This window comes from Candidatus Nomurabacteria bacterium (assembly GCA_020632395.1).
In the GTDB taxonomy this organism is placed as follows: Bacteria; Patescibacteriota; Dojkabacteria; order SC72; family JAHDCA01; genus JACKFQ01.
The window spans coordinates 426,170-452,412 of the sequence record JACKFQ010000001.1 but is presented as its reverse complement, the minus strand read 5'-3'; the positions used below and the strand labels follow the sequence as shown (position 1 = coordinate 452,412).

26 protein-coding genes and 1 tRNA gene are annotated in these 26,243 nt (G+C 40.1%); 22 read left to right on the top strand and 5 right to left on the bottom strand.

Going from position 1 to position 26,243, the window contains the following annotated elements:
- The 6 genes from H6763_02115 to recR form a co-directional block, all read left to right on the top strand.
- Nucleotides 1-171: transposase (locus tag H6763_02115; protein MCB9803602.1), on the top strand; the 171-nt coding region annotated here is incomplete at its 5' end.
- A gap of 155 nt (nucleotides 172-326) precedes the next feature.
- Complete coding sequence (locus H6763_02110; GenBank protein ID MCB9803601.1) at nucleotides 327-1,058, top strand: hypothetical protein; 732 nt, start codon at nucleotides 327-329, stop codon at nucleotides 1,056-1,058.
- Between the two features lie 61 nt (nucleotides 1,059-1,119).
- Nucleotides 1,120-1,419: a hypothetical protein gene (locus H6763_02105; protein ID MCB9803600.1), complete on the top strand. Its 300-nt coding sequence runs from the start codon at nucleotides 1,120-1,122 to the stop codon at nucleotides 1,417-1,419.
- Between the two features lie 196 nt (nucleotides 1,420-1,615).
- On the top strand, nucleotides 1,616-3,598 hold the full coding sequence (dnaX, locus tag H6763_02100) for a DNA polymerase III subunit gamma/tau (protein MCB9803599.1): 1,983 nt from the start codon (nucleotides 1,616-1,618) through the stop codon (nucleotides 3,596-3,598).
- 293 nt (nucleotides 3,599-3,891) lie between these two features.
- A complete protein-coding gene (locus tag H6763_02095) occupies nucleotides 3,892-4,197 on the top strand; it encodes a YbaB/EbfC family nucleoid-associated protein (protein ID MCB9803598.1) in 306 nt (101 codons plus the stop codon).
- Between the two features lie 90 nt (nucleotides 4,198-4,287).
- Entirely contained in the window at nucleotides 4,288-4,896 is a 609-nt protein-coding gene (gene recR / locus H6763_02090) for a recombination protein RecR (GenBank protein ID MCB9803597.1), read from the top strand.
- A 142-nt stretch (nucleotides 4,897-5,038) separates the two neighbouring features.
- Here recR and H6763_02085 read toward each other — a convergent pair whose 3' ends face one another.
- Nucleotides 5,039-5,422: a hypothetical protein gene (locus H6763_02085; GenBank protein MCB9803596.1), complete on the bottom strand. Its 384-nt coding sequence runs from the start codon at nucleotides 5,420-5,422 to the stop codon at nucleotides 5,039-5,041.
- 101 nt (nucleotides 5,423-5,523) lie between these two features.
- Here H6763_02085 and H6763_02080 point away from each other — a divergent pair, with 101 nt between their 5' ends.
- The 10 genes from H6763_02080 to H6763_02035 all read left to right on the top strand — a co-directional run bounded on the left by H6763_02080 (nucleotide 5,524) and on the right by H6763_02035 (nucleotide 13,535).
- Complete coding sequence (locus tag H6763_02080) at nucleotides 5,524-6,990, top strand: cysteine--tRNA ligase (protein MCB9803595.1); 1,467 nt, start codon at nucleotides 5,524-5,526, stop codon at nucleotides 6,988-6,990.
- Between the two features lie 198 nt (nucleotides 6,991-7,188).
- Entirely contained in the window at nucleotides 7,189-8,220 is a 1,032-nt protein-coding gene (gene rnhC / locus H6763_02075) for a ribonuclease HIII (protein ID MCB9803594.1), read from the top strand.
- A 162-nt stretch (nucleotides 8,221-8,382) separates the two neighbouring features.
- Nucleotides 8,383-9,156, top strand: a complete 774-nt coding sequence (locus H6763_02070; GenBank protein MCB9803593.1) for a hypothetical protein — start codon at nucleotides 8,383-8,385, stop codon at nucleotides 9,154-9,156.
- Between the two features lie 469 nt (nucleotides 9,157-9,625).
- Nucleotides 9,626-10,615: an ABC transporter ATP-binding protein gene (locus H6763_02065; protein ID MCB9803592.1), complete on the top strand. Its 990-nt coding sequence runs from the start codon at nucleotides 9,626-9,628 to the stop codon at nucleotides 10,613-10,615.
- A gap of 150 nt (nucleotides 10,616-10,765) precedes the next feature.
- Nucleotides 10,766-10,855, top strand: a tRNA-Ser gene (locus tag H6763_02060).
- Between the two features lie 237 nt (nucleotides 10,856-11,092).
- Nucleotides 11,093-11,347, top strand: a complete 255-nt coding sequence (locus H6763_02055) for a hypothetical protein (GenBank protein ID MCB9803591.1) — start codon at nucleotides 11,093-11,095, stop codon at nucleotides 11,345-11,347.
- 190 nt (nucleotides 11,348-11,537) lie between these two features.
- Nucleotides 11,538-11,957 carry a hypothetical protein gene (locus H6763_02050; protein ID MCB9803590.1) on the top strand — a complete coding sequence of 140 codons (420 nt, stop codon included), beginning with the start codon at nucleotides 11,538-11,540 and terminating at the stop codon, nucleotides 11,955-11,957.
- Nucleotides 11,958-12,306: 349 nt separating this feature from the next.
- A complete protein-coding gene (gene tnpA / locus H6763_02045; GenBank protein ID MCB9803589.1) occupies nucleotides 12,307-12,702 on the top strand; it encodes an IS200/IS605 family transposase in 396 nt (131 codons plus the stop codon).
- Nucleotides 12,703-12,890: 188 nt separating this feature from the next.
- Entirely contained in the window at nucleotides 12,891-13,124 is a 234-nt protein-coding gene (locus H6763_02040) for a hypothetical protein (GenBank protein ID MCB9803588.1), read from the top strand.
- Between the two features lie 135 nt (nucleotides 13,125-13,259).
- Nucleotides 13,260-13,535 carry a YdeI/OmpD-associated family protein gene (locus tag H6763_02035; GenBank protein MCB9803587.1) on the top strand — a complete coding sequence of 92 codons (276 nt, stop codon included), beginning with the start codon at nucleotides 13,260-13,262 and terminating at the stop codon, nucleotides 13,533-13,535.
- A 109-nt stretch (nucleotides 13,536-13,644) separates the two neighbouring features.
- On the opposite strand, the gene H6763_02030 is transcribed toward H6763_02035, so the two are convergent.
- A complete protein-coding gene (locus tag H6763_02030) occupies nucleotides 13,645-15,744 on the bottom strand; it encodes a hypothetical protein (GenBank protein MCB9803586.1) in 2,100 nt (699 codons plus the stop codon).
- 353 nt (nucleotides 15,745-16,097) lie between these two features.
- On the opposite strand from H6763_02030, the gene H6763_02025 reads away from it, so the two are divergent.
- From H6763_02025 to H6763_02015, 3 genes are read left to right on the top strand one after another with little or no spacing between them, the layout of a single operon-like run.
- Nucleotides 16,098-17,666: a hypothetical protein gene (locus H6763_02025; protein MCB9803585.1), complete on the top strand. Its 1,569-nt coding sequence runs from the start codon at nucleotides 16,098-16,100 to the stop codon at nucleotides 17,664-17,666.
- A 38-nt stretch (nucleotides 17,667-17,704) separates the two neighbouring features.
- Nucleotides 17,705-18,214 (top strand): hypothetical protein, encoded by a 510-nt coding sequence (locus H6763_02020; GenBank protein MCB9803584.1) that lies wholly within the window; start codon nucleotides 17,705-17,707, stop codon nucleotides 18,212-18,214.
- Entirely contained in the window at nucleotides 18,211-19,383 is a 1,173-nt protein-coding gene (locus H6763_02015) for an AAA family ATPase (GenBank protein MCB9803583.1), read from the top strand. Before H6763_02020 ends, H6763_02015 begins: the two co-directional genes overlap by 4 nt.
- A gap of 207 nt (nucleotides 19,384-19,590) precedes the next feature.
- On the opposite strand, the gene H6763_02010 is transcribed toward H6763_02015, so the two are convergent.
- Entirely contained in the window at nucleotides 19,591-20,394 is an 804-nt protein-coding gene (locus H6763_02010; GenBank protein MCB9803582.1) for a hypothetical protein, read from the bottom strand.
- A 187-nt stretch (nucleotides 20,395-20,581) separates the two neighbouring features.
- Here H6763_02010 and H6763_02005 point away from each other — a divergent pair, with 187 nt between their 5' ends.
- From H6763_02005 to H6763_01995, 3 genes are all read left to right on the top strand, one after another.
- Nucleotides 20,582-21,562, top strand: coding sequence for a DUF2817 domain-containing protein (locus tag H6763_02005; GenBank protein ID MCB9803581.1), 981 nt, complete (start codon nucleotides 20,582-20,584; stop codon nucleotides 21,560-21,562).
- Nucleotides 21,563-21,672: 110 nt separating this feature from the next.
- The gene (locus H6763_02000; protein MCB9803580.1) at nucleotides 21,673-23,109 is read left to right on the top strand and encodes an MgtC/SapB family protein; all 1,437 of its coding nucleotides are present in this window, start codon (nucleotides 21,673-21,675) and stop codon (nucleotides 23,107-23,109) included.
- An 8-nt stretch (nucleotides 23,110-23,117) separates the two neighbouring features.
- Nucleotides 23,118-24,605 (top strand): HD domain-containing protein, encoded by a 1,488-nt coding sequence (locus H6763_01995; GenBank protein ID MCB9803579.1) that lies wholly within the window; start codon nucleotides 23,118-23,120, stop codon nucleotides 24,603-24,605.
- A 1-nt stretch (nucleotide 24,606) separates the two neighbouring features.
- Here H6763_01995 and H6763_01990 read toward each other — a convergent pair whose 3' ends face one another.
- Together H6763_01990 and H6763_01985 are read right to left on the bottom strand one after the other, a co-directional pair.
- Nucleotides 24,607-25,152, bottom strand: a complete 546-nt coding sequence (locus H6763_01990; GenBank protein ID MCB9803578.1) for a hypothetical protein — start codon at nucleotides 25,150-25,152, stop codon at nucleotides 24,607-24,609.
- Nucleotides 25,153-25,232: 80 nt separating this feature from the next.
- The gene (locus H6763_01985; protein ID MCB9803577.1) at nucleotides 25,233-26,186 is read right to left on the bottom strand and encodes an endonuclease/exonuclease/phosphatase family protein; all 954 of its coding nucleotides are present in this window, start codon (nucleotides 26,184-26,186) and stop codon (nucleotides 25,233-25,235) included.
- Between the last annotated feature and the right edge of the window lie 57 nt (nucleotides 26,187-26,243).

The window sequence follows — 26,243 nt, the reverse complement described above, 5'->3', positions numbered from 1 at the left end:
GCAGTAGGTTTGAAGCAAAAATTCCCGTTCTTGAAGCAAGTGTATTGGGGAACTGATTCCATTTGGTCAGAGGGATATTTTGTAACAACAGTGGGAGCAAATGAGTCTGTAATTCGGAAATATATTATCCGTCAGGGTCAAGAAGATTCAGGACAAACTTTGTTTGAATAGCCGAAACCCCGACCGTAAGGTCGTGGGAGCGGCTTCATCAGAATCTGAATGGAGGAGCTATCACTGAAGATAAATTTATGATACTCTGGTAACAGAGTTTAGGAGAGAATATCTCTAAGTTAGTAAAGAACCATGATAATTTATCTGTGACCATTATGATGTTAAATTCGCTCGTAAGTGGTGGAGTAACAATTCCGGACGTAGAAAATACTAGGGTTTATGAAGAAGCGCCCGAACCAGATCGTTTATACGAAGTTGAGTATGCTCTCCTCCCTTATCAGTTTTCAATCCATAAGAAAGAAGATCGAAACGATGTACCAGATGTAACCGTTATATCTGGTGGACAAGGTGTTTTGATAACCGAAACAGAAGCAACGGTGGTTTCAAACGATGAAGTAGTGCCACCCCGTACTTCTGCACATGGTAATGAAGAAAGGACACGTTTTGTTACTGGAGTGAGAGTTCCATTAGATGGAAGAGTTGACTTAAACAATGTATCGTATATCGATCTCGCAAAGGATGGTATGGGTAGGTTGATCACTGATACTAGACGTGTAAAATCAGGGAGCCATGGATTGACTATGGAATTATATCTCAATGAACATCAAGACAAACAAAATACTAGGTCGACTTCTGCTGCATTACAAGTATTGAGGCACACTGCTCAAGCGATGAGACAAGACCCAGGTTACAAATCATACAGAAAAGAATTACTACAAGGACTACAAGTGGCAGACTTGGGGGACAAATTCACTCCTGACCAAATAACTTTGTATAGTAGAATGATGAGTTTTTTGAAAGTCGCAGATCAAATCGAATTAAGATGCAAACAACCACTAGGTCTACAGCGAAGCTTTGGTGTATCGAAAAAAGATCTATCTGCATAGGATTGATCATACTTTCTCCCGATTTAATCTTTAGGGATTGTGCAGAAGTACCAATTGAGGGATGCAACAAAGTTGTAAGAAGTTAGAAAAAACTGGAAATGGTACTAAGTTGCTATCAGTCCAACCTTCGCCTTTGTCCCCTGATATATTGATACTATTGGTAGAATCAGTCGTCTTCAACCTTCTAGATGTGAGTTTGAGAAAGAGCTTCTCAAAGAAAAGTAATAAATACCCAAACGATTACTGGAAACCGTCTGATACGTATCGTCTTAGAGAGAATTCCCGAAATCATTTTTATGTTACTGATGTCTATTTTGCTAATACCAGTATTTTAGAGGGTAATCTGCCCACTAAACGATAGCACTTATTGTTAATCAATATCAATTGTCATTCTGTACTTTGAAATACTTGATACACTTGACCCCCTCCCAGAGTAGACACCCTTCTACTAGAAGTAGATATATAAGCACCCTCTACTATCGTATTTCTATAGGCATAATATGCATATTCATTAAAATTTTAGTAATACTAAGCAAGTAGTTATATTATGAATCAACATGGCAGAAGTTCTATATAGAAAATACAGGTCACAAACCTTTGATGAATTGATCGGTCAAGCTCATATTACCGACATTCTGAAAAATGCTGTTCGTTCTGGCATGATCTCACATGCTTATCTTATGGTCGGTTCGAGAGGTACAGGTAAGACCAGTACGGCAAGGATCTTGGCTAAAGCACTGAATTGCACAGATCTAAGCAAGGACGGTAACCCATGTAATAAATGTGAGGCATGTAAGGCCGTCACATCAGGGACATTTCTTGATCTGATAGAGATCGATGCTGCTTCAAATAGAGGGATAGATCAGATACGAGAGTTGAAGGAACGTATAGAATATGCACCTTCAGAGGGTCGATACAAGGTTTACATAATCGATGAAGTGCATATGCTCACAACAGAAGCATTTAATGCACTACTCAAAACTCTCGAGGAACCGCCTCCACATGTAGTATTCATCCTTGCAACGACCGATGTACATAAGCTACCCGCTACGATCCTGTCTAGGTGTCAGAGATATGATTTCCATCTGGGGACAGATCTTGAAGTTGAGGCTGTTATCCGAAAGGCAGCGGATAATGAGGGTGTGAAATTGGCTGATCAGGCTTTGGCTCTGCTTGTTCAGAATGCTAATGGTAGTTATCGTGATGCACTATCTTTGTTGGATGTGGTGGTAAGTGGTCAAGCCGAGAGCAAGAAGCCAAAAGAGGTGAGTGATACTGAAGTACGCAGGATATTGGGGATCCCTGACTCAACGATGGTCTACTACCTGCTTGAGAAATTAACAATGAATGAAACCGTTGAGTGTATTGCGTTGATCAATGAGCTAGATTCCAAAGGTGTCAATCTTCAGCAGTTCGTAAAATTCGTACTAATTGCCCTTCGTGAGATCCTAGTATTGAAGTTAAGTGGAAAAGAGGATGGAGAATACTCATTTGCAGAATCATTAGATACTAGAGAGATCCTTCAGATGATGAATCTTTTTATAGAAGCTGACAGGAAACTTAGAACTGCCCCCCTGCCTGCTCTTATCCTGGAGATGGTTGTTGCAGAAATGTTTGTGAGCAGATCGGGAACGACAAGAAGCACTGCTTCCCCAACTTCACCCCAAATCCCTCCGAAGAACGGGGTAAATAAAAGATCGGATCAGAAGTCAGCCTCGGAGAAAGACCTGAGATCAGCTTCTGACAAAGATCAAACACAAAGCGGTCAGAAAGGCTCGAAATCAGCTCTAAATCAAGTTCAGATACAAGATGAGGATCAAGGATCGGAGGAAGTCCAAAAAGTCGATACAAGAGTAGGTCAAAAGAAAGGAAGGGATAACGATGAAAAATTGTCTGACAAGCAGACACAAGACCAAGATGAAAAGCCATCAGTAGAACATGATGCACAGCAATCAGAGAAACATGATGTGAAATCGACAACAGAGCAACCACAAACTCGAGCTGACAAGGGCCACAGTAAAAAAGAGGATGGTTCTATTGGGTCTGATACAAACGATCATGGAACTGGAAGTGCTCAGAGAAGCAATGATAGTTTTGACCCTGCACTGATCGAACAGAAATGGGGAGAAATCACTAAGAATATCCAGAGATTCAATGGTCATCTTTATGCATTTTTGAAAGCTGCAAAAGTAGCAGGGAGTGAAGGCGGATATCTTCTGCTTGAAGTCCCCTTTGAATTTCATAAGGATCGGATAGAGGCACCAAGAAGTCGAGAGGCTTTAAACGAGGTTTTCAAGGAGGTTGTAGGCTCAACGATAGCTGTAAGGTGCAAAGTAAATGAGTCCATACAACGTAAAAAGCCATCCAGTGCAGATGTGGTGTTAAAGAGTATTCAGAATTCTGCCAATGCAGTGGTTACCCCACCTAGCTCAACAACTGCCGCTTCCAAACAGGAAAGCACCTCTCCGCAATCCAAAGCAGAACCAGCCAAAAAGAGGCGTATCAGTAAGAAGGTCGAGGCGATATTTGCTGATCTGTAGGCACAGAGCAATCCATTCATTGAGCCGATGCGAATACACCATGTCTTTCAAGACTGGGGATGAAGCATACCTATCCATAACATTGCGAAGCTTTGTTGTGGGCGTTTGAGCGAAATGTCATAATCCTAACTTGACACCTCTAGCCGGTATCCTCGGCATCTATGACGAAAGAGTCGGCTCAATGAATTATTCGTTGCCGATATTAAAGTTATCGGTTGAATGATATAGCATCGATCGATTATTACTGCTAAAATCGCATGGTGTTAATTCCTTAATTAAATATAATTACACAAATGGCAAATCCCTTATCAAACGTAAAGGATCTTTATAAGATGCAGAGAGAAGCAAAAGCAATGCAAAAGAAGCTCCGTGAGAAGGTTCTCTCAGGAGAATCAAAAGACGGTAGGGTAAGACTGCACATGAATGCAGCACAAGAGTTCGTAGATATCAATATCGATGATTCGTTGTTGTCCCCTGAAGAGTTTGAAACTCTAAAAACAGGTATGTCCCAAGCCTTTAAAGATTACCAGAAGAAGCTTCAGAAAGAGATGATGAAGGATATGGACCTCGACAGTTTACGAGGTATGCTCGGAGGATAGCTTCCTTTTTATCCGACACCTCAAATCCTTTAAGCAGAGTAGGGTGTGTGGATCATCATTGCATATAACTTCAGGCTATAAGTTAGCGGGATGACAAAGGCAGTAGAAAAAGTCATAGAGGAATTCGAAAAGCTCCCCGGTGTTGGTCCCAAGTCGGCAGCCCGAATGGCATATCACTATCTGAGATCTCCCAATAAAGACGCCTCAGCATTAGCAGAAGCACTGATCGAAATGGATCAGAAAGTCGTCTTTTGTCAGAAGTGCTTTAATGTTTCTGAAACCTCAGAATGTGAGATCTGTAGTACACCATTGAGGGATTCTCATAAGATCTGTATTGTTGAAGAGCCATTAGATGTTGTTGCATTCGAAAAAGCCGGTATCTTCAATGGGTTGTATTTTGTGCTTGGAGGGGTGATCTCTCCTGCAGATGGGATAGGACCTGAGGAATTGCGTATGGCACAGATGACCAGAAGGATAAACCAGCTTTATGAGGAACATAAACAGCTGGAAGTTATAATTGCAACAAACCCTAGCCTTGAAGGAGAAGCAACAGCTAGTTTTATACATGAAGCTATACGAAATATCTCTGATGACATCCAGGTCACAAGATTGGCGATGGGTCTTCCGACTGGGGCAGATCTTGAATATGCTGACCGTACGACTTTACTAAGAGCATTAGAGGGTAGGCGAGCTGTTTAACTCCGAATGAGCAATGATCAAACCTTGGCAATGATCCGCACATAGCATTAAAGCAGAGCCATCCAACCCCAACCCATCAACCAAACCCCAACCCGTCAACCAAAAATCCACGATCAAAATTCAAAAAAACAGTATCTTACCTCTAGGTTTTCTTTACCGCGATCATACTGATCTCTAGATCTGCCCCAAGTGGTAGCGATCTAACGCAGATGATCTCTCTAGCAGGAAAAGGTGCTTTGAAATAGGTAGCATATACTTCGTTGATACTGGCATAATTGGACATATCTGTGACATAGATACTCACCTTCACTACATCTGCGAAAGTACATCTGGTTGCATCCAAGATGTTCTGTAAATTTTTCAGGACTTGATGAGTTTTCTCTTGTATAGTTCCTTCTAATAGCTCACCTGATGGAGTGAGATGGATCTGTCCCGATGTGAATACGAGTCCCTTTGCATCAACTGCTTGAGAGAATGGACCAGTAGCTAATGGTGCTAGCTCAGTGGAAATGGCTTTTTTCTTAATGTGTGAATAAAATGTTGTAGGATCTATTATACCATTTATAGGTTGGACACATTCTACAAATACTAATACAATCGTATAAGTAATTTTTTCACAGTAGTAATATGGCGCTAAAGCTGTACAACACACTCACCAGAGAGAAGGAGCTGTTCGTACCTCACGAGAAGAATTTAGTTCGTATGTACAACTGTGGACCAACAGTGTATTGGCGGATGCAGTTAGGAAATATTAGAGCTTATGCAAACTGGGATATCTTACATCGTACTCTTCTGTATCTCGGTTATGATGTTGATAGGGTGGTGAATTTCACAGATGTCGGTCATATGACCGAGGATGAGGATTTTGGAGATGATAAGATCGAGAATACTGCAAGATCAGAAGGAAAAACACCACAAGAGATCTCGGATCATTTCATAAATACAGTGACGCAGGATTTCTACTCGATGAACTACCTACAGCCTGATGGTAGTCAAACCAGGCTAGATATGACACCAGACGAAACCAAGGATCATGGATGGGCAAGGGCAACTCTTCATATCGAGGATATGATCGCACATAATAAAATGATAGAGGTAAATGGGTTTACATACGAAACAGAACAAGCATTGTATTTTGATGTCACAAAACTACCAGATTATACAAAGCTTAGTCGTCAGGTACTTTCGGATAAGTTGGTCGGAGTCCGTGATGAAGTTATAGTAGATCCCAATAAGAAAAACCCTGCCGATTTTGTACTATGGATGAAACGTACAGGAAAATATGCGAAACATCTTCAACATTGGGAAAGTCCATGGGGAGATGGCTTTCCTGGATGGCATATCGAGTGTAGTGCAATGGGTTGTAAATACCTGGGGGAGTATATAGACATCCATACTGGAGGCGTTGATCATATATCAGTCCATCATACAAATGAGAGAGCTCAGAATATCGGTGCATACGGACATGAGGTTGTGAGATTCTGGTTGCACAACGAATTTCTGACAAACAAAGAAGGTGATAAGTTTTCCAAAAGTAAAGGCAATGCTTTCACCCTAGTCGAACTTCGGGAAAAAGGATACGACCCTTTGGATCTTCGATATTACTTTATGTCTATTCATTACAGACAACCGATCCGCTTTAGTGAAGATGGGTTGGAAAGCGCTAAAAATGCCAGAAAGAGCTTGATAGATAAGATCCTCTCGCTTGTTAGGGGATCAGAGAGTCTTGACGAAGGGGATATTCTCAAAGCATACGATGAGAGATTTAGGGAATCTTTAATGGATGATCTGAATGTATCATCAGCATTGGCCGTAATATCAGAACTTCTAGGTTCTGAGAGCAAAGATAGCGACAAGGTACGGACAATATTAGAATTCGATCGTGTATTGGGATTGAGATTGAGGGAATCTATCGAAAAAGCTCTTGAAAAAGATCTTCCATCCGAGGTGCAAGACCTGGTAGATCAGAGGGCAAAGGCACGAGCAGAGAAGGATTATCAAAGATCCGATGATTTGCGCGATAGGCTTAAGGAGATGGGATACGAGGTTTTAGATGGGGTGAATGGTCAAGATGTTCGAAAGATCGTACTGTAGATGATCGATCAAAAGGGATCTTGAGTCATCTTGGGTAATGGTTAATATTGTATGATCATACTGATCTTGATCGTACGATCATCTTAATTCAAAAAGAATTTCGCTGATCGTACAACCAAGTTGCTGAGAGATTTAAGTATCTACAATATTTTTGATGGTTGGAAAGTAAATGATATCAATTCGTCACATTGAGATATAATGCAGAAAACAGTAAGTATATCCGTAGACAAGCGACAACTTCCGAGTGTACTCGATAGGTTAAGGAAGGGGGGATTGGAAGAAACCTCTCTTAGGTCTCCTTATGAACAGGCACGATTTATCATGACTAATTGCACAGTAATAGCGTATACAAGCGGAAAAATTGTAGTACAAGGAAAAAGTATCGACAAAGCTGTAGGGATATTGAGCGGTATCTCTGGTGTACATGTATCTGAGATTGGAAAAGAAAGTAATCCTGCCACCACGATAAACCGAAACGGACAGGAGCTGACCGACACCACTATAGGAGGAAATAATGTTGTTCAGAGAGCCAGATCAGGCACATATTCTTCTGATCCAACGACACACACCTCGAACTATCAGAACTGGACCCCTCGTATCGGATCTGACGAAGTAGGGAAGGGAGATTACTTCGGACCAATGGTAGTGGCGGCATGCTATGTTGATGAGATGGCTATTGATCATCTAAATGAGATCGGTATAACTGATTCAAAAAAACTCACAGATATAAAGATCTTGGATATATTCTCGCAGATCAAGGATCTGCTCATATACGAAGTTGAAGTGCTACATCCCTCTGAATACAATTTTCAACATTTACGTACCAAGAATGTTGCTGTGATGTTGGCAAAGTTACACGATACGGTTCTTAGCAGAACGATCTTGAGGGTAGAAAATGAAAAGAGACCTTTGGAGAAGGTCGTTATAGACCAGTTCTCTGCATCATCTAAACGTCTCACTAATGAGCTTTCTGATGTGGTCAAGCGATATCCTGTGGAACAGTTTCATAAAGGTGAATCAGATCCTAGTGTAGCTACAGCTTCGGTTATAGCTCGAGCATTCTTCTTAAGAGAATGGGATCAGATGGAGAAAAAGTATGATATGGACATCCCCAAAGGTGCTACAAATGTGATCCATGTGGCGAAGGCTTTCGTAGATAGATATGGCGCTGATGAACTTTCTCAAGTTGCCAAAGTGAGTTTCAAGACTACAAAAAAGGTTCTTTCGTAGATACTATTCGTAATTTTCAAGTATAAACTTCTATCTATATAGTAGTATATAACTGAAACTACCCTCTCTTCAAAGCCTATAAGCTCCATCAATAATTGCGATTCATAAACTAATTGTCTACTATGTAGCTATAGATTCTAATTTTAGTTAAATTTGTTCATTATGGGAGTTATTAAGAAATTGAACGATATGGATCGGGTACTTCCTGAGGTTCGAGTGTATCAGATCATCGTTCTAATGCTACTAGTCGTCAACCTAGTGGGTTTGGGGATGCTGTTATATAACCAGTACAATGATCAATTTATCCCAGCACCACCTACACTGATTCAGACTGGCGGAGCTGCAGATTATCAGATGTGTCTAGACTACTACACAAACAAGTGTGAACCTTTCAAGGGTAGTGATGATCAGGATAAGGAAGTGGTAGATGATGAAAATATGGAAGATGGGACACAAGAGGAAAGTATGAAGAGTTATACCGATACAGTAAGAGGAATAGGGTTTTACCTTGTAGCTGATGAGGCTTTAGGAGTTCTAGCCGATCCTCAAGTGAGTGAAAATACTGAGACCGGTTCTACTATGTTTACGTTTGAAGGAACTTCATGCGAGCTTTCGGCAACACTCATGTATGCCGAATACGAAGGTACATTATCAGAGTGGCTTGAGATCAATTATCCTGATCAGACAGCAGAAATGCTTGATTATCAGGTACTGGGGGAAGATGCTTATATGTTGGTCGATGAAGATACTATGACACATTACTTCTTCATAGTTGATGGTCAGATCGGAGATCTATACGCTATGCCAGCTGGTGATGCTTGTGTAGAGGGAGAAGATGATCTCACACCAACATTAGAGGCAATGTTGAAGGGATTTGAGTACACAATGACTGAAGAGGTCCCTGACACAATGGTTGATGAAACAATGGATCAGTGATCAGATTGTGATCTTGTTCTTGGATAACCCCTGGTCGATCTGATCAGGGGTTTTGTTTTTGGATATTGGGTTATTAGGGGAGGTAGTTGCTTGTATTTGCGATGTATAACACGCGATCAGTGCAACATGCTAGTTGTGCAATCCACGACAGTGTAAATAGCGTTCCTATAACACGCCTTCAGTGCAACATGCTAGTTGTGCAATCCACGATCTGTAGACACCACGATTTATACACACCACGATCCTACAATTCGCCCCTTGCAATCAGTCCAAATTTCTAATTACTCAATCCTGCTGAATGATTTGCTAGTTCACTTATCATTACTATTGGAAAAAGTGTCTATACAGTCGGTGAAAAAGAGAAAACTGTCTTTTTCTGTTTAAAATCTGTGTCATCCGTGGTCATGATAATTACGACATGACATAATATAGGACAGAAATTTACCAAATGATGTAGAATATGAATAGTATGAAAGAGAGAACAATTTCGGTATTCAATCTAACTAAGAATTTCAAACAGTATAAAAAGCAACCGGGGTTGTTGGGTTCTGTAAGATCTCTGTTTCACCGTGAGTCGTATGATATAGAAGCTGTCAAGAACATCTCGTTTGATATCGAGCAGGGGGAGCTTGTAGGATTCATCGGACCTAATGGTGCTGGCAAAACGACTACTTTGAAATGTCTCTCTGGATTGTTATATCCTACAGATGGTGTAGTGAATGTGCTCGGTTACACACCGTGGGATAGGAAGAGAGATTTCTTAAAACAAATATCTTTGGTAATGGGGCAGAAGAATCAGTTGTGGTGGGATCTACCCGCGATAGATTCTTTTTTGTTGAATAAGGAGATCTATGAGATCCCAGAGGATGTTTTCCGAGAAAGATTGAGTAAATTAGTAGAACTATTAGAGATAGAGGATATCATCGAAGTTCAAGTTCGTAAGCTTTCATTAGGTCAGCGCATGAAATGTGAACTAATAGCAGCTCTATTACATGCTCCGAAGGTTCTGTTCCTTGATGAACCAACGATAGGATTGGACGTCTTGATGCAGAAAAAACTTAGAGGTTTCTTTAAGGAATTCAATCAGGAATTTAAAACAACGATCATACTCACAAGTCATTATATGGAGGATGTGAAGGAGCTGTGCAAGCGAGTGATCATGATCGACAAAGGTGAGTTGGTGTACGATGGAGGTCTTGATAAATTGGTTAAGAAATATGCGACTAATAAGAATATTAGTTTTGTTGTGACTAAGAAGGTAAATCGATCTGACTTGAAGAAATATGGTCAGATCATTGAATATTCAAATCATCAGGTAATTATCAGTGTTCCTAGGGATGACATCTCAAAGGTTTCGACCTCGATCCTTCAGAGTATGCCTATAGAAGATCTCGAGATCAGAGAAATGGCTCTTGATGAGGTGATCCGAGGTGTTTTTGGAAATGGTGTACCTGATTGAAAATTAATTGCAGTTTTGGGAGCTTCCAGTTTCTGGTGATCTTGTAAATTGTTTCAAGCATCTTTTCACTCGATTGAGTGCCGGGTATAGCCCTATGTATTATGATGCGCATTAAGATCTGGCAAGTGTGTGATATAATCCTCAAGTATTGGAGAGATGCCTGAGCGGTCGAAAGGGACGGTCTTGAAAACCGTTGTACGCGCAAGCGTACCCAGGGTTCGAATCCCTGTCTCTCCGCCATCCCGCTAACTTATAGTCGGGACAGGTGAAATCACGTTCATCAACCATCCGAAAGAAATTGTGATCAAGATCCTACTGAAAAAGTTGAGTAGTAGGATTTTGTGTGTATATTGTATTTATTGCGTTAAATTTGCATTTCGTGTTCTTGGAATAATTTGTACAATAGGATGGTTTGAAGATTAATAACCGGTAAGTGAATATGAATTACAAAAAACAGAAAATTCGTATGAATATTTAATGAGACAAATAGAAATAATTGAACCGATGATAATTATGCCACTAGGCGAACTCGCATTGATCCAAGTTGAAAGATATTACGACCTGAAATTGGAGGGGAAAAGTTTGACTGAAAAGATCAGTAAATTAGGGAGTGGAGTTATCGAACAAAATGGTGCAGTCATAATACCTAACTTTCATCCAGCCTCACATGTTGATCCAAGTATCATGCTCGATAGATGGAAGTTATTATGGGAATATCTAGTCTATCCCTGATCGTATAATGCAAATTTGATGTGTGTATAACAAACGGCTGTACAGAAACTTGGAATATACTACAAACTTAAAAAATATCTTAAAAAAGATCAAGATTGTATAATAAACACATCGTCAGACTTGAAGTAATTACACAATAACAAATACAAGTGTAGATATTCATAATAAGTTTTTACTATTTAGGTTAACTATGGATGAATTTGATAAAAAATATGGTTTTTCAGAAGATGAAAAAACTGTGGCTTTTCATAGAAGTAGGAGGATGTTTTGTATCTATGAAAATAAACTGCATATTGCAAAAGCAAAAGTACCGTATTCTCATGCTGTATGGTTTGAAAGAGAGGGTTGGATCTCAAGAGAACATGATGAATTAATGAATTCATTAGTGCGAGGAGCTGTTGATGATAAAGGGGATATTTATTTTTATGTAGGATATGATTTTGAAATTAGTGAAGAAGCAGAAAACACATTTTTCTTGCATCTTAAGGAATTATCCGAAAAACTGAAGTTAAGACCTAATGCAAAGATCTATGGAGGCATGATCAAGCAGGAAGCAGGACAGGTGTGGCCTTCCAGAAAAGAATATGGCACCCTGAAAGAGAATCTGTGACGTTTTGATCTAACAGCTTTTCGTAAGGCTCGTAAAGTGACTTATGATATTTCAAGTTGGTGTATGAAATGATACTATGTTGATATCCAGATATTTACGAATATCTCTGAAATTGGCCTGGATAAATGGGTTCAATGGTTGGATGTTAGTCGTTGTAAATTATGGATCGTGACATGAAGACAGTTAATGATTTTCTTGATAATGATGAAAGGGTCCTCTGGCATGGGAGACCAAATTATTGAGTCGACGCGAATACCCCAAGTCTTTTAAGACTGGGGATGAAGCGAACTGATCCACAACAAGGCGTAGCATTGTTGAGGGCGTCTGAGCGAAGTGTCATAATTAGGATGTGAAGAAATATTGGAGCGGATCTCACACAAAACACAGACTTCGGTATCATGTAGTCTGGATACCCAAAAGGAGAAAGAACATCCTTCGTAAGGATATATCAACACGCATAACAGAGATATTGTATGAAGGTTGTAAACTAAATAAATGGTGGATAGAGGAATTAGCAATCAAGACTGATCATGTTCATATGTTAATCCAAATTAAACCACGAGAGAGTTTATCATCGGTAATGCATAAGATTAAAGGTGTGAGTAGTCGATTATTAAAACAAGAGTATCCAGACCTAGATGAGTTTCTATGGGGGGATAGCTTTTGGTGTGACGGCTATTTTGCAGTAACAGTAGGTGAGATAGAAGAGGGGGTGGTAAAAAGGTACATTTCTTCACAATCCTAAAATGACACCCCTAGCCGGAATCCCCGGCATTCATGCCGAGGGAGTCGGCTCAATCGCATGATAATTTCACTTCGAACCTATCGAATATAAGATTTGTGGTGTGCCATTCCCGATTTGCCAGAAATTGTCAGATTTGCTATAAAAAATAGTTGAAGTAAATTTTATAATCTAATCTTAGATGGTCGCTCATGACACCAAAAACACCAACAACAGAGGGAACAGGACACCTTAGATTTGATGAGAAACTTCCCCATGATGTGATTGAGCTTACAAAAAGTATTCAAAGTTCAGCAGAAGCTAATTTGCCAAGACCAGTACCCCACAACACTGACCCTGCTGATGAAGCCATGAGACGAACAAAATTAGATGAAAACAAGCCTTGGAGTCCTCCAAGCTTCGATTCTGGTCAATCAGATGATTAATATTTGGTAAACACATATATTCAACACACATCTGGTTTCTGAACCTACCTACTCAAACATCGTTGATTATTAGCATTTCTATATGACTAGCGTGGCGTGATACTATTATTCAAATATTTCACACGATTGTTTCAAATGATTGGAATAAAAGTATCTACTGGTGTAGTTCACAAAGTCCCTGAAGATCTAAAAAAGAAGTTGTTGTCTGATCAAGATATTTTGACAAGATGGAATTCTCTAACACCTCTTGCTCGTAACGAATGGATCTGTTGGGTGACAATTGTGAAAAGACCAGAAACAAGAAAGTCCCACATCGTCAGGTTAGGGGAGGATATATCTAAAGGTAAACGTAGACCTTGTTGCTGGTCGGGCTGTCCACATCGACAGCGTAGCAAAAGTGGCAGAAATTAGATGGTCTCGAGAAGGTTTGTCTAAGTTGTGTCTCTCGAAGCGTGACGCAAGCCCGGGAGGGACTGGTGAGTAATAAAAACGACCTTACGGAAGTGAGCATTGTTATCAATTAGAGGTCTTGCGTCATTGATCTTGATATCAAATGATAGGTCTCGCGGGTTAACATTCGATTTCGTACGATCTCATAACCTGAATCCCCACTCTTCTTGAATGTATAGATATTTCCTAACTTCTTTTTCTCCTGTAGATATTTCACCAGAGAAAGGTTTAACTCTTGATCAAGCACCAAAATAGGAGCGTTGTATCTTTCTGTATAACTGATAACCTCATCCAACATACCCTTGGCTGATTCAAAATCGAGATTTGTAAGTAGTTCATCAGCTACATACAGATCACCCTTGAGGAAGATATCTATCGCAAAAAGTACCCTCCTTTTTTGTCCTTGGGAGATCGGTGGTTCCGAGAGGATCGCATCCATAAAGAATTGATTTGATTCAGGTATGAACTTTTGTAGATGGGTAAAGGCTATGTACTCTGCAATTAGTCCAATTCTCAACAAAGGATTACCAATACCTATTAACTCTTCAGTTGTTAAGCCTCCTTCGATATTTCTGAACAGCTCTGCCAATTTTGTTCTGCTTTTAATCGTGAGTTCCCTAGGATTTATACGATCCTTATGATCTAGGATATCTTGAATATTTTGATCGTGGAGTACAGATGAATAGTAATCTTTGTAATCCTCATAATATTTCAGTACGTTTTCGTATGATCTTGATTCGGAGAGTTCAATGATCTTGTCAATAAAAGAATTCTGGATCGATGAATCGAAAAGATAAACGCTCAAAATATTCCTATAGCTGGTCTCAATACTTCTGAGGGTGCTGAAATGCAAAACTGATAGAGCATCGGATAGCGAGTCAAAGCATCTAAAATCGAAATTTCCTCTCCCAATAAATTTGGCTGTAAAATCTGCATATTTCATGGTTATGACTCTTCCAAGAACTGATTTTCCGCTACCAGATCCTGCGTGTAGGATGGAGATCTTCTTTGTGGGGAATTTTAGCTCGGATGCATGGATCTGATATTTTTCACTATTTCTCCCAACAAAATACTTCAGATCTTCAACTCTAAAGCTCCCCATACTATCATACGAACCTGCAGATATCCTTTGATCACAGACCTCCTTGCCGAGTGATAGATATTTGCTTGAGTTAATCTCTTGACCACAAAGTCGGATCGAACCCACCAGCTCATCTAGCTGTTCCAGGCGTTTTTGGGCATTATGTATCTGTTCTAGATTTGTAATGCTCAATGTAGCGGATAGGTAACTCATAACAATCATAGAGGCGATCAAAGGGATCGCAAGCTGAGATCCAGCAAGAATAGGGATCAAAATGAAAACAAATGGTATAAGATCTTCTATCGTAGTATGGAGTATATTTATTTTTGATATCAACCGGATCAATGTCTCTGAGTCTTCGATATAATCTGAATCATATAGATCGATCCTTGTTGTTGTGAGGAGGGGTTTAGTGTCTTTAAGTCGGGAATCTAGCTTGTCAATATCTTGAAGTAACAACATACTCATATTAGTAAAACTATCCCCATAATGTGTGAGGATATGGTACAAGATGAAAAGGATGAGTACCAACAAGCCCAACTCATAAGGCACTGGTTGGTGTGTAACAGCTGTATAAATGATAAGTATTATTACAGCGGAAGAGTTTCCTATTATCACGGACTCTGATTTATTAAGATTTGTATTTGCTAACACTGCATTCACTAGATCTTTGCAAATCTCTTTGATATTGGGCGACTGTGGGAGATATTCACCCAGTGAGGATTTGTATCTTTGTAGGATCATCTCAAGTAGTTTGTCAAAAAGATTTTCAAGGATCCTGCTCAACCTGTTTCTGTATGATAAAAGTTTGTGACGTGAAAAAACTCGAGCTGATAAGAGTAGAAAGACCAAAGGTATAACCACCTGACTGTTTATCTGCCCTGGGAAATAAAGAGAAAGGTATATAAGTACGATAAAAACAGACCTTGATAGGATCATAAGATAGTATGCGAGAACGTTATACTTACGAAATGCTTTAAGTGTACGGATCAGGAGGCGGATAATATCGTTCTCATCTTTTGTGTCAGCAAATTTCTCTAATCTTTCGATCAGTTCTATACTTGGTATAGCTCTATTTAGATCTTTCATATGATCGCTTGAAAAGTTACTACCTGATGAGATATATGTATTATATATGTAGTTAGGTTGTTTTTACAACACCTATAAACCAGCCCATTGTGTATTCTTGTATCGTGTGACTGTCTATATAGTTTAGTGAATTTACTTGTTTTTTGTACGATCTGAAGATGTAAACATATGACTACAAGAGTATATGCGGTTATTTCCTATTTCAGAGCTATATTAGATGCTAAGATTCCTAGGGAAAGGTGTTTTGTGTCAATCGAGTTAATGATTTCGACTGTCATCCCGACAAAAAATAGGAATCACATCTTCTTCATTCAGATATTCTTGTGTCACTTGCTACAACACCTGATGTAATTATGTTAATATTTCCTATTAAGGTAACCTTGGAGGATATTATGGATACCGCTAAAACACCCCCTATTCCATCTGATGAGAGTAATGCTCAAAAGCCATTGGAAGGCAAGGAGCCTCTTCCACAAAGTATCGATCCTGTAAACGGAAGTAGTGAGATGAACAGCACAGTAGATCCAACCGATGCTAACGATACCAACGGAACAATTGGCACGACAGAAATAAATAACCCCCGATCCACAAATACAGCAAGACCGACCAATGATACCGAAGCCTCAATAGATAACGATCCGAACATCAAAGTTTCGACAGGTAAGATCAATGCGAATGATCTCGACCATTCGTCAGAAAAGACCTCCTCAGAAATTCAAGGTACTACAGTACAAAAAAGTAACAAATTTATCTCGAAGTTACTGTTAGCACTTACTTTCCTGATCTTGATCGCCGTTATAGGGATTCTAGCGTATTGGTTTGGTACTAGCCGTGATACTGATGATAATGATGGAAACGATCAACAAATTACAGAAGACGAATCTCCAGAAGGAATTGATGACGATACAGATATTACTGATGGTGAGGATGCAGAGGTAGTAGATGATGTGGTCGAAGAAGATCCTCTGCCTACAATGCTATTTTATATTAAGGATTATGATATTTACTCATATGATTTCGACACAGGTGCAGAACAACTTCTAGTGGATAATTCTGAAGATGTAATGAATGTAGGGAGGATCGATGTGATAGATATTGGAACAATAGGCTTTGGAAGCTGTGAGACTGTCACCGATGATTTTGGTTGTGCTCTGTATACCTACGATCTTGAGTCTGGATCTCTTAATACGGTACGTGAGCTTGGTCCTGATGAGTTCATGATGGAGTATGATTTTTTCGATCCTGATACATATGTGTATGTAGCAGAAACCACAGTACTTACTGTTTATTATGTGGATGGCGTTTCAGTTGAAGTAGCTGATGAGGTTACGGATGGTGAAGTTTATGGTAGAGGTGGCTTCGAGGATGATGATCAAACAATGCGATTTAATAATGATGGAACTAGGTTCTATGATATAAGTACATCTTCGCTTAGAAGTTCGATGGATTTCACGATCTATGTGTATGACACTTCTGACCTTTCAAGAATAATGATCGAGAACTCTACTCACCCAGAGTGGATAGATACGGATAGGTTGATCTATAAGTCTGGAGATGGTTTGATGACTATAGATCTCAGAACTAATGAAGCAGTATCTGTAACACCAGTTGGACAATCAGCATTCGACCCGTATGTGTTACAAGGGACAGAGAAGGTTTTGTATACAGTAGATATGAGCAGTACTTCACCTGAAGTTTGGGTCTTGGACCTCTCAGATGGATCTTCTAGAAGGGTTGTAGAAGATGCAGTACATGGTGTATGGGTATCTGAGGATCTTTACGTTTATGAAACAATTGAGGCTTGTACAGAGGAGTGTATGGCTTCGTTCATGACGACCGGTGTAGAGTTCAGTAGCGATCCTCCGGTTTCTATACCTGAGATACAATCGCTTTATAATGCTAGCTCATACTATTCATATTAGATATGAGCATAATTAGTTTAATTCATTAGATCAGAGATATGTGGATACAGGCTGTGATCATCGGTCTGATCGGGTCGGCTCTTCATTTTGTTTTCGAATTGACGAGATACAATCGATTTGTCGGAAGGTTCACCCCGGTAAATGAGAGTACTTGGGAGCATCTGAAACTTGTATATTTTCCATTTATGCTTCTGATGTTCTTCAATCTGTATGATACCGATGATATCTCCAAATTAGTCTCATCCTATCTGTGGGGTACATTGTTAGCTATGGTAATTATTCCTCTCATTTTCTACTTCTATCAGATATTTACACACCGGAGTGTTCTACTGTTTGATATCACACTTTATTTCATAGCTGTGTTTGCAGGTCAATTCGCTCAAGTTTATCTATACCAAGAGGAAGTTCTGCTGTTACCGATCTGGAGTTCGTCCTCTGCATTGTTCATAATTCTCATAATGTTCATGCTTTGGACATACTATCCTCCGCGAAATTTTCTATTCCAACACCCACAAGGTAAAACATATGGTATAACTCATCTGGAATGAAAGATGAAATACAACTCTCAAATGATCAAAAAATAGTGCTCGATTCCTCGCTCTCATGGGTAGGTTCGAAAAACAACGGGTTTCTGACTATTGGAGGATATGCAGGCACAGGTAAGACAACTCTGATATCTATCCTACGTAGTCGGTTGGATAAAGAGAATTCAAAGTTGAAAGTATGCTTCTGTAGCTACACAGGTAAAGCCGCGATGGTGTTACAGGAAAAGTTGCGGATAGAAGGTGCAATACATCCTTTAGATACTGTTTCTACTATCCATTCGTTGATCTATTCGCCGGTTGTAAATGATAGGGAAGAGATCGTAGGATGGGAAAAGAAGGAGAATTTGACATGTGATCTGGTCATCATAGATGAAGCCTCTATGGTAGATGATATCATCTGGAACGACCTCCTTTCTTTTGGTATACCAATTCTCGCAGTAGGTGATCATGGTCAGCTACCTCCGATCAGGGGTAAGTTCGCACTCATGCAGGAGCCGATGTTGAAACTCCAAGAGATACACAGACAGGCTGAAGGAAATCCGATAATCCAGCTTTCTTTATTAGCAAGACAAGAAGGTAGGATCCCTGTAAAGAACTATTCAGATACTGTCAGGAAATTATCAAAACGTGAGAGTGAAACAGGACAATTCGTGGAAGACCTATTTATGTCATGGAGTGATGATATGCTAGTTTTGTGTGGTTACAATAATACAAGGACCCGATTGAACGGTGGTATACGAAAATTATTTGATCTGAACTCCCCATACCCAGAACCAGGTGATAGGGTGATCTGTTTGAGAAACAATCACGCATTAGGAATATACAATGGCATGATAGGTACTATTACAGATATTCGTTCTGAGGATGAGGATTGGTATTACGGAAAAGTTGATTTTGGCGAAAATGCAGTTAAGTTCAAGGGGCTAATGAGTAAAGAACAATTCAACAATCCCGAAAGTTTGAACCATACTCAGGATAGAAGAAAAACTATAGATGGTGATCTGTTCGATTTTGGGTATGCAATAACAGTACACAAGGCACAAGGGAGTCAGGCTCCAAAAGTAGTACTGTTTGAGGAGCGATTCAAACAGATGGATGATGATATGTGGAGAAGATGGCTTTATACAGCAGTAACTCGAGCTGAGAGCGAATTGTATATTATCGGAGAGTAGGGCATCACCGAGATCTAGACTCCTTAGGGGTTCAGACACCTCAGAGAGTAAACATTGCAGGGATTCAGGCACCACAGGAATCAGATATCTTGGAGATCCAGAAAAGTAAGAATATCTATCTGGTATCTGGCGCAGAGATTGATACTCCATCGAGAACAGTGCACCATAGGGATCTAGACTCCATCGAGAACAATGCACCACAGGGATCTAATTCTCTTCATCGTCATCGTCATCCTCGTCCTCGTCATCCTCATCATCAACAACACGCTCACTGATAGCTAATTGCGACCCGACCGCTATACCAACACCGCCTGCCATTGCAAATATTGCGTATTTGCGAGCGATCTGAAGTATGTCTTCAGAAGCGATATCCCATAATGTTCGTAGGAAACCGGGTATCTGTTCGGCAGATGGAAGATCTAATGGGAAATATTTTGAGCCAAGGACCTCATGTACAAGAGTGTTGCTTTGTTCAAATAGGAATATTGAACCCGAGAACCCGATCGCTACACCGACCAACAGTAAACCTGCTCTCAAGGAACGAAGTGATAGGATTATGATCACTGATATTATCAAACCGGCAATTAGCAACTTATCCGGTAGGGCTAGAAGAGCAGAGTATAATTCCGGCATTTTAGCAAGGTCGACCTGTTCTGTATCAATTATATTTAGTTTGGAGGTTAAGAATATGATATCTCGTGAATCTACAACCTTGCTTAGCTCACCGAGCTTGTCTTCAAGTATGTTGTCGATAAAACTTAGGTCGATCCCAGATTCTGAATCGAGCAAGTCTATCGAAGGGATATCTTCTTTCCCTTCAAGCCAATCATATAGCTGGTCTATCGTGTTATCTGAAAGTTTTGCGAGCTCTTCTTTGGATATCTGTTCGTCGACAAGCGACCTGTATTCATCTTTTGTGATAACGTTTTCGACTATACCCTTGCTATCCTCAGCATAGGTATTCTCAATAATGAAACCTAGAAACGCCTCTTGACCTTTTTCGTCTCTCATCCAACCCTTTACAACCTCTCTATCTGATATCAAGGAAACCGTAGACCTGGTATATATCTCGGCCCAAGTCACGACACCCAGTAATACAACTAATGTAATAGTAAAAAGCAGGTTTATTATTCTTGAACAACCCAGCATATTTTTAAATGGTTGAAATAGATCTCCTATAAGTATAGTCTAAGGATATATGGAAAAGAAGAGGCTTACAATCAGCAAAGGTAGACATACAGTCGTTATCCCTTACTTTACATTCGGTAGATCTAAAGGGACTGGAGATATTTTTATCACTGCGGGAATACATGGAGATGAAGTAAATGGGATACATGGTGTCAATCGCATCATGCAGTGGTTCAACAGATCAGAGATAACAAAGAAGTTGAATGGTAAAGTATTGGTATTTCCTGTGCTGAATCCTCATGGCTTTCAGAGTGGCACAAGAACTGTGCCTGAGGATACAAAAGATCTGAATCGACAATTTGGTCTACGGAAAGGGAGTCTCTCCACTCTGATGGCAACTACCCTTACAGAGGTGCTATCACAATGTGCCATGGGTATCGATCTGCATGATGCCGGTTATGGGGCCCAGTTCATACCTCATGCCCGGATCCACCTGAGTGATGAGGATGATTGTGTTTCATGCTCACGCAGTCTAGCACAAGTTTTTGGTACTGAATTTATCCTGGAACGTGAAGGACAGAGAAACATGATGGCAGTATATCTGAATGATAAACACAATACCCCTGTGATAACAGTCGAGACTGGTGGATCACAGATCATCCATCATGATGCTGCACAGATCATTTTGAGAGGGGTGAAGAATGTGTTGGTCGGAAATAGATTTCTTGATGGTGAAATGGAGATGCCCACAAAACAGTATGTGGTTAGACATAGAGATATTGTTCAGACAAAACATGCGGGGATCATTCGGTTTGAGGTGGGTTTGGGTAGTACTGTTACTAAAGGTGATCTGGTAGCTTCGATCTATGATCCTGTAGGTTCGACCACATTACCAATAACCGCTCCAAAAGACGGGGTAATCTTTTCGATTTGGCCTACAAATCTCATAAGGGTAGGGCAGACGATGTTCTCTGTAGTATGTATGGATAAAAGGGAGAGTGAAGATGTCATTGAGATGGAGAATTATGTAGTGAAACCATTTGATCTTTGAATTTAGCTCTTGATATCTATCTGTTTCACACAGTTGCTACTCAACTCTTTGTTTTGTACTATGTATTGTAGATATGCTTAAGTGAATAATTATGTTCTAGATTATCATCTATGGATCTGAATACTGCCCTAATAAAGTTCTTGCTAGTCATCAGTCTTGGTGCATTGATGGGATTGGAAAGGGATGAAAGTTGGAAAGATAAAGAAGACCTCAAGGATCTGAATCGTAAGACAAGAGAAGCCTCAAAAAAATTTTCATTTATCACCGCTGCTATTCCGTCTTCAAATCTAGGTGGTGTTAGAACATACGTTTTGGTTTCGGTTCTAGGTGCTGTGACAGGTTTAGCTTATCTAAATGGAGTGTATCCAGTAGTTTGGCTGACGACCGGAGGGTTCATACTGTTCATCCATATTGCATTTGTTTTGAACTACTTTGATAAAAATGCTTTTGGTCTAACGACCGAGATCAGTTTGATACTGAACTTTGTACTTTCATTGCTGCTTTTTGCTACAGACATCCCAACCAAGATAATCGTATTGATCGCAGTCCTAGATGCAGTGGTTCTTTCGATGAAATCTCAAGTTAGAGTCATCATCTCAAAATTCTCTAGAGATGAAGTACTTGCTACGATAAAATTTGTGCTTTTCACCTCGGTGATCATGCCATTTATGCCTAATCGTTTGTATGGACCAGCAGATATACCGATATTTGGAGATCTATTTCAAAAGATATTGTCACAGGATTTCCTTGAGGCGACAAGAATATTTAATCCCAGTCACATCTGGGCAATAATTGTTCTGGTACTAGGGTTAAATTTCATAGGATATTTTGCATCTAAAGCATTAGGCAAAGATAAAGGTGTGAATATGGTAGGCCTACTAGGTGGTCTAGTCTCTAGTACCGCTGTTACTGAGGCGATGGCTCGTCATAGCAGGGCAGCAACTGATATCGGTTCGAAACAAACATTCCTCACCGCTGCTATTCTGGCTAATCTAACGAGCTTCATGAGAGAGATCTTTGTTGCGATCCTGTTGAATTTTGCATTGGGTTCAGCACTTTTCCTTCCATTCTCATTGATGGGATTGACCTTATTGCTTTCTGTGACACTTATAAATATTAAAAAATTCACCTCAACAAGCAGAAAGACACCAAAAGGATCAACACCCGAGGAGTTGGGTATAAACTTCAAATCACCGTTCACACCTGGTCCTGCTCTTGCTTTCGGACTGCTTTACCTTTCAGTGATCACCATCTCAAAGGTGACTTTGTACTATATAGGTGATTCGGGCTTTTTGCTCTCCTCTATGATCGCGGCAATGTCTGGATTAGATGCTATTACAGTCACAGCAGCTACATTAGTTGGCACAGATATCACAGTGAATATCGGAGTGACAGTAATGGTAGTAGCCGCATGTGTAAACCTTTTGGTAAAAGTTCTATTTGCATCGATCAGTGGGGATAACTACTTTAGAAGTAAGATCGCAAAGATCTTTCTGATAACTATGTTTGTGGGTATACTCACGCTAGTCTACATTGTTAAGATCTAACACATACAATGCTTCACAAAGATAAGAAATCCACAATCTCATTTGCACTACCAGACTATGTTCAGAAAGTCACGAGGATGTTGCATAAAGAAGGGTTCCAAGTACATTTGGTTGGTGGAGCGTTAAGGGATGTGGTTCTTGGGATCAAGCCGGATGATTGGGATCTGGCAACTAACGCAAAACCAGATAAAATGCTAAATATTTTCCCTAAAAGCGTTTCCACTGGGGCAAAGTTTGGCATGATCTCAGCTTTGATCCCCGATAAGTTCGGAGAGATAGAAGAGGTACAGGTAACTACTTTCCGTAGTGAAGAAAAATATGTTGATGGAAGATGGCCTACCGAAGTGAAGTTCATCGAGGATATCGATAGGGATCTAGGTAGACGGGATTTTACTTTCAATGCAATGGCAGTAGATCTAACTCAAGGTAGTCTAGATGGTTCAGATAAGATCCAGCAGTGGGATCTATACGATCCATTTGGCGGATTGAGGGATCTGGATCATAAGCTTGTTCGAGCTGTTGGGACACCGTTAGAGCGATTCAAGGAGGATGGTCTGCGTGCATACAAAGCGTGTCGAATGGCAGCACAACTAGGATTCGAGATAGAGACAGAAACATTGCAAGCGATAAAGAAAGCCATCCCTGTAGCTAAGCTTGTATCGATGGAGCGTATCCGTGATGAATTTATGAAAATGCTACTTAATTCTTCTAAACCATCTGTAGGTATCGATCTGATGAGAAAGACAGGTTTATTAGAGATCTTTCTACCTGAATTACTAGAAGGATATGGTGTAGAACAGAAGGTTTACCACGCTGATGATGTTTATTGGCATTCATTGAGAACTGTTGATGTGGCACCCGATAATATCAAGCTAGCTGCACTTCTTCATGATATCGCAAAACCAAGGTGTGATATGGGTGATGGGCATTTTTATGGTCATGATAAAGAAGGCTCCAAAATGACCGGAGAGATCATGCAGAGGATGAAATTTTCAAAAGCAGATATCAAGCGAACTCAATTATTGGTGATGAATCATATGTTCTACTATCCTCATGCAGAAGAGGGTATGAGTGAAGCCGAGATCGAATACATCAAAGAACATGAATGGTCTGATGCAGCTGTTAGACGCTTTATAGCTAGAGTAGGTGAGGAGAATATCGAAGATCTTTTCGCTCTCAGAATTGCTGACGCCACTTCAAATCCAAAATCTGCCTTTAACCCTGAAGAAATACAACTACTTCAGCATCGTATCTCAGAGGTAAGACAGTATGACATGGCCTTGAAGGTAAAGGATCTAGCAATAGACGGAAATGATCTCCTGAAAATGGGTGTGAAAGCCGGTCCAAATGTTGGAAGAGTACTGGATTATCTCCTCGAGAGGGTGTTGGACGATCCGTTGATCAACACAAAAGAGCAACTACTTTCAAAGGCACGAAAATATCTGGAAAGTGGTGATGAGTCAAAGAAGAGTGGGGATGAGCCGAAAAACAACTGATCTACAGTGATGCTAGATTCCTTCTCTTGTCCTTCTTCTTTATCGGATCTACACGTAGGGTGGAGGAGTACCACTGCAAAGCCCACAACATTCCCTCAACTGGACCACGATTTGTTTCATTTATCACTCTATGGCTCCAATCAAGTCCCTTTGCTACAGAAAGTATAGGTAGACGACTTTCTTCAGAGATATAGATGTTAGCACTTACCATTTCGCTATCACCAAGTTGTACACCATGAAGGGCGATCATCAGTTCATCATCGTCAAACTCTTGACTCTTGGGGTCGTAGCCAAATATTTCAGCAGCAAAGAATGTGCTTTGCACCAGATCACACAATGTCTGAAATGGTAGTAATGACTCTTCCAGACTCGTAAACGAATTTCGTAGGTCAAACAGGATAGGGGAATGTCGAACTCCTGAATTGCTTGCTATCCCGAAAAGATAAGTCTTTAAAAGTTCTGGTCCGAAATGACTGTTTGGAATATTCGTTTTCATCGAGATCTGTCCATATATCGGATGAACGTGTTTGCGAGGATTTGAGGCCATACCCAACAGCATACTATCGTGCTGAAGGAGGGCCATTAAAGACGATGGGTCTTCTGTTTGGTCAAGATTCAGGTTTCTGCTCAATCTTGGTCAATATTTATAAATAAGCCTATATGGTCAGATGATAACCTCTTTGACCTGTAAACATCAATAGGTTTGTTAGAAAACACATGATCCAGTTGTAGCATCCATGGTTTGCCGAGTTCCCACGTATAGAGATCGGTACTATCCATACTTCCAAAATACCTACGAAATACCGCATTATACTTTGTTGAATTAAAATCACCCATGACGATAAAGTCTGTCCCTGTTGATCTCAATTCTTCAATATACACAGAGATCTGTTCAAAATATACAGCCTGTCTATCTGCAAGCTCCTTACTTAAGGGTGGATATGGGTGTACAACGATCTGTGTGATGTTTCTTGATGATGCGATACAGGTCGGATATTCGAATTTTGGTAATGTATCATTTGGCACAGCTATAAAGGTTCTTGAGAATATTACGCAAGTCTGTCCTCCAACCCCTTCGATCTCTACAGGATCACCATACTCCTGGGTAAACAATCTTATTATATCCTCATTTGCTTCAACTAATGCGACCGAACCTTTCTCATATATTTGAGAGGCTGAACTGTATTTATCATACTCATCATAGATATCTAAATACTTTTCGTTGAAATAATTACTATTCATGAAAAAGAAGTCTATCTCAGAGGCTTTTGTTTGATCCATATCTGACATCCTGATCGGGTAGACGATCAAGAAGAAGTGCGTCAGAACGGCGATACTCGCCAGTAAGATCATTCGTCTGTCGATCTTGAATAGTGCCCCCAGCAGTAGGATCGATATACCCCCTAGGGTATATTGAGGTTGGAAGTGGCTAAAGAGGTCAAAAAAGAAATTCTTACTTCCGATAGCGTATGAGCTTACGGCTATCAGATAAAGAATTCCAATAGAAAAGAACCAGATATTGTTCCTACATTGGTGATCACAAGGTATTTTCAGTGTTGTTGGTATATTTCTTGAATTCATAGCTTTTGGTAGGTATTAATTGGCCATTCATATCTGTGATTATACGGGTATCAAGGT